The sequence below is a fragment of the Mesorhizobium sp. M8A.F.Ca.ET.021.01.1.1 genome (assembly GCF_003998025.1).
Classification (GTDB): domain Bacteria; phylum Pseudomonadota; class Alphaproteobacteria; order Rhizobiales; family Rhizobiaceae; genus Mesorhizobium.
The window spans coordinates 1-5079 of sequence record NZ_RZSJ01000466.1 but is presented as its reverse complement, the minus strand read 5'-3'; the positions used below and the strand labels follow the sequence as shown (position 1 = coordinate 5079).

Annotated in this window: 3 protein-coding genes and 2 pseudogenes; 3 read left to right on the top strand and 2 right to left on the bottom strand. The window is 60.6% G+C overall.

What is annotated here, in order from left to right:
• Window positions 1–1140 (top strand): sulfotransferase (locus EOA36_RS27225; RefSeq protein ID WP_145969330.1); only part of this gene is annotated, 1140 nt, incomplete at its 5' end.
• Between the two features lie 343 nt (window positions 1141–1483).
• Here EOA36_RS27225 and EOA36_RS27220 read toward each other — a convergent pair.
• A complete protein-coding gene (locus EOA36_RS27220) occupies window positions 1484–2632 on the bottom strand; it encodes a porin (RefSeq protein WP_127280188.1) in 1149 nt (382 codons plus the stop codon).
• A 419-nt stretch (window positions 2633–3051) separates the two neighbouring features.
• Here EOA36_RS27220 and EOA36_RS38455 point away from each other — a divergent pair.
• A pseudogene (locus EOA36_RS38455) lies at window positions 3052–3332 on the top strand (site-specific integrase); the annotation flags it as partial.
• A gap of 178 nt (window positions 3333–3510) precedes the next feature.
• Here the strand turns inward: EOA36_RS38455 and EOA36_RS27210 are convergent.
• A complete protein-coding gene (locus tag EOA36_RS27210; RefSeq protein ID WP_127280187.1) occupies window positions 3511–4578 on the bottom strand; it encodes a cyclic nucleotide-gated potassium channel in 1068 nt (355 codons plus the stop codon).
• 202 nt (window positions 4579–4780) lie between these two features.
• Between EOA36_RS27210 and EOA36_RS27205 the strand changes: the two are divergent.
• A pseudogene (locus EOA36_RS27205) lies at window positions 4781–5079 on the top strand (hypothetical protein); the annotation flags it as partial.

Here is a 5079-nt window from a genome sequence, read left to right as displayed (position 1 = left end):
GCCCGGTTGGGGTTGCCCCGCGCGCTCGCAAGCCTCGGCCGTATGGACGAAGCCGCGGTTCATCTGAAAGAGGCAATAGAACGGCGCATCGCGGTACCGGCTGCCCACAACGCGCTTGTACGCACGCGCAAATTCGCTGAAGAGCCGCCAGAACTCGGGGCAATCCTGACGGAGCTTCAAGACCCGGGCCATGGGCCGGAGGGAGCGGCAGCGCTCCATCACGCCGCAGGAAAGGTTCTCAACGACCTCCGCCGCTATAAGGAGGCGATGGATCACTTTAAGAAGGGGAATGAAGCCGGGGGCCATACATTCGATCTGCAATCTTACCGCCGCTCGGTCGACGGCATGATCGCAACCTTCACGCCGGAACTGGTGGCTTCAAGAGCCGCGTACGGCAATCCCTCGGAGGAGCCTGTATTCGTCGTGGGCATGCCTCGTTCGGGCACGACATTGACAGAGCAGATCTGTGCCAGTCACCCCAATGTTCATGGCGCCGGCGAGCTCAGCAAACTCAGGCGAACAGCCAATGGACTCGGTGTCGCAGACCGCTCCAGTGTGAACTTCGGCCAATCCATCGCGATGATTACTCCCGATCTGACCAGGACTTTGGCCGAAGAGCACCTTGCTTATCTGCGCGAGCGGGCTCCCGACTCGCTGCGAATTGTCGACAAGATGCCTCACAATTTCGAGCTGATCGGCCTGATTGGCCTTCTTTTCCCCAAAGCGCGTATCATTCATTGTCGTCGCGACGCCATCGACAATTGCATCTCCTGTTTCGTCCTGCAGTTCAATAAAGCCCACAGCTACAGTGCCGATCTTGAGACGCTGGGGCTTTACTACAGGGAGTATGATCGCTTGATGCGGCATTGGGATAATGTTTTTCCGGGTCGTATTTTCGAAAGTCGCTACGAGACGTTGATCGAAAATCAGGAGGAGCAGTCGCGCCGGCTCATGGATTATCTCGGATTGCCGTGGGACGATGCCTGCCTGCGCTTTTTTGACAAAGGCGGCTCCGTAAACACCTACAGCAATTGGCAGGTTCGCCAGCCGATCTATACGTCGTCCGTCAAGCGTTGGAAGAATTACGAAAGCGAGATTCAGCCGTTGATCGAAGCCTTGGGCGATCTTGCTGAGTTTTGACCGGTAGTGCCTGATGCTGCGCGCAGTTGGTTGCACCCAATCCCGCCGGCGTACGCTTTCCGCCGTTAGACCAGTCTAACAGGCTTTCCTCAGGCTGAACGCCGCGTTCCTTCACCTGTCCGGCCAGCGTATCCTGGCCACGGGCCTGCCGCCGTTTCGCGCGTCGCTTGCCAAGCAGTTTGGCTTCCTCCTTTCCTTTCGCTGCGAGGGTTGTTCTTCCACGTCTGCAAGCGCGGCAGCAGGCGGGCGGCCATGCCATCGGCTGTCCGAAGTTCCATACAGACGACATGAAAAAACCCGGCGGTTGCCCGCCGGGTTTTCGATTTCAATAAGGCAGCGCCTTTTAGAACGAACGCTGGAAGCGAAGCATGCCGCCGATTGCGTCGTCTTTGCCAGGAGTAATACCCGTCCAGTTCGACACGGAGTCGTCGCCGAGATGCGAGTAGTCGACTTCGGCCGTGATCGTGAGGCCGGGAACGATGTCATAGGCAACGTTCGCGGCGATGCCGATGTTCTTGCCTTCGTCATACGACGCCTGGAGGTTGAACGAGGTCTTTTCGTTGAACTTGTAGGTGCCGCCGCCCCAGACGGCCCAATTGCCGCTCCACGGCTTGTAGAAGCCGCGACCGCCAGCCGGGAACGTCCAGGTGCCGTCGGTGAGGTTATCATCGGAGCCGTAGCCGCCCATGATGAAGAGCGAGATCTGGTCGGTGGCGTTAACGTCCAAGCGAACCTTGCCGGAGACTTCTTCATAGTTGCTATCGTAAGCGATGACGCCAGTGACCGCGCCCCAGCCCTGCGTCCACTTCACACCACCGACGACATGCGGAACGTAGCTGTCGATCGTGTCGAAGCCCGAGCCTTCTTCGAGAGAGACGACGGCCGAGAAGCCGTTGCCAGCGTCGAAGTAGTACTGCACGACGTTGGTGTCGAAACCGCCATAGGGAACCAACGTATCCTGGATGACGTTGCCGGCGTAGCCGATGAACGTATCGAAGGCCGATTCGTCCTTACCTACGCGGAGACCACCGAGCTGGATCCAGGCGAAGTTCAGCGAGACGGTGTCGCCGTTCGTAGCTGTATTGAGCTGTCCGAACCTGCCCGAATCACGGTTGTTGTTCTGGAAGTTGAAGCGGGTCTCGGTGTAGGTCTTCAAGGTGCCGAGTTCGGTTTCCTGGCCGGTCCAGGTCTTCAGCGAGAAACGGGCATGCTTGTAGAAGGTGTCGTTGCTGCCGCCGTCCTCGTGATCGGCGCTTGTCGCACCGTCGAACGAACCCACGTCGCCGACGCCGATGTCGTAACGGACATAGCCGCCGATGCGCAGGCAGGTTTCGGTGCCGGGGATGTAGAAGTAGCCAGCGCCGTAGACGTCGCAGATCTTGACGTATTCAGCGGGTTCCGGCTCGGCGACGACGACGGCGTCGGCGGCGCGCGCACCGGAAACTGCGATCAGGGCCGCAGCGGAGCCGAGAAGCAGGCTCTTGATGTTCATTTTCTGACCTCCAGTCAAAAGTTAAAAAACGGGTCTGGGTATTCTTTGCTGAAGGACAGCGTTCCCTGCCCCATCCCCACTACCGAAAAAGATGCGCACCGCGCCGCTCCTTCGAATTCGACATTACCCATGAGCCGGCGGCGTTCAACAACGATCGTACCGGCGAAAGGGCTGTTCGGCTGCTATCCCCCAGCGTTGTTGCACAAATGACACGATTTGGCCTCACTCAGAAAGCTCTCGTTAACCATCGGGTCCGCGGCAACCGCTTATTCCCGGCCGAATCCGGCGATCGGCTGACGGAATCATGGCAAGGCCTTGCGTCAACTGCCAGGAAACTGCCGCGGATCCGCCGCATCCGCGGAAAGCCGATGTTCGGCGCGTTCACATTTCTTGCTGGTTGACATCGGATGCCTCCTCGCCATCGCCTCAGTTTCCGGACCAGCAAATCCGGCCGCAGCCGCACCATTCCGATGACCGGGCGGAAGGAAGTCATCAAGCTGCCTCCGACCGAAAGGCGCCAGCCCAACGAACCGCCACCAGGCTTAGCCAGGCATGGTTCCGAGCCACCTGGAACGATGCCAAGGCGGAAGTCGACCTCGGCGCCGATGATCAGGTCGTGCCCACATCCTGCGCCACCACCTGTGCTTCACATCTTGTCCAGGGCGGCATCGACATCAGGCGCGTGCGGATGTGCCTCGGCCGTCCGCCGTCTGAATGACGCCCGCCCGAGCGCTCGGCGGCTGCGCCTCTGGGAACTTCCACGTTCCGTCCAGAACCTCCGCGCGTGGCCGATAGAGCCGCCCACATAGTTCCAGTCAGCCATTGTCGACAGGGGCAGCCTTGCCATCGCGACCTCCCCCTGACGAATAGTGGCACGATCAAGCCATCGGTGCCGCGCCGTGCCGCTCGCGCGCGGTCTTGCGGATGATTTCCGCGATTTCCGGGCTGCTGCTGCACAGCATCTGGAAATCCGCCGCGTGCAGCGACAGGAGTGAGACCGCCGTTGCGGCGCTGACGGTCGCCATGCGCGGTTCGCCGCTCATCAGCGCCATCTCGCCGAAGAAGGCGCCAGGGCCAAGCTCCACCGGGTGTGGCGTCGCGACGCTGACACGCCCCTCCACAACGAAGAACATCCGATCCCCGGTCTCGCCCCTGCGGCAGATCACGGCACCCGCCGGCAAATTACGAGGTCTCAACGCGCGCACGATCTCGACCAGCGCGGCCGGGCCGAGCTTCTGAAACAACGGCACGCCGGCGACCAATTGCCAATTGCGGACGAAATCCTCGCGACGGATTTCTTGATAGAAGCCGGAGGCAAGAATGCCGGCCCAGAGCGCGAAGACGCCGATGCCACACATCATGACCGCCCCGGCAAGGACGCGGCCGGCGAAACTTTGCGGAATGGCGTCGCCATAACCGGTGGTGGACAGCGTGACCACCGCCCACCACATTGCCTGGGGGATGCTGCCGAACTTTTCCGGTTGGATGTCGCGCTCGATGACATAGGCGGCGAGCGCGACACCGAACAGAACGACGCCGAAGAGCGTGGTGACGCCGATCAGGTTGCGCGCTTCGTTGGCCAGCACCCTGCCCAGTACCGGGAAGAATGTCGAGTCGCGCAGCGGCTTCAGCAGCCAGACAGCACAGTAGAGGCTGCGGTCGGGCGTGCCGTCGAGCAGAAATGCAGCGAGCGGAACCAAAACCGCGAGCATATCGATGGCGATTGCCGGCGTCCTGTCCCGAAGGTCTCCCGCCCAGCGCTTGAGCAGCGTCTCGGCCATCTGCAGAAGATAGGCGCCCCAAATGACTGCAAGCACGGCAGTCAGAGCCAGCCTGCTTCGTCCCGACATGCCCGGCATCGTGAGCGCAGCCACCGCCAGCAGCCCAGGCGCGGCCAGCACCGCGTTGAGCGGCGCGTAAATTCTCAGGAAAGGCAGTACCGACATTCTATGCCCACGAGCGGATGCTATTCCTCCAGAATAGGATGCCTTCAAGGCAAGCGCAAAGGTGCTTACTTTCGTCTTTCGCGTACTCAAAGATACGGTCCATGAGATCCGATTCGCTTGCGGTCGTCTCGCCAGTCCAGAATGAGGCGCCCTACCTTGACTTTATGGTCCAATGACTCAGTACCCGCGCCTTGAATACAGCATGAATGCCGTTCGCAAGGCAGGCGAGCGGCTGGCAAAACCCATGCTTTTCGGACCAGACATCACTGCCGGCCAGTACGTGGACGCACTCGAAATCTTCTCGATCGCCAACAGCTGGCGCGCCTCGCACTTTCTGCCGATGCGGAGCGTCCAGTTCTCTGTCGGTCACCACATGAGAGCCCTGCGACTGAAGGGCGACATGGCATCGCGTCCGAAACGCATGGCATCGATTCGTCGGAAGCTTCGAGAGTCCACCACCAATTTGGACACCATGAACGACATCGGCGGTTGCCCGGGCGT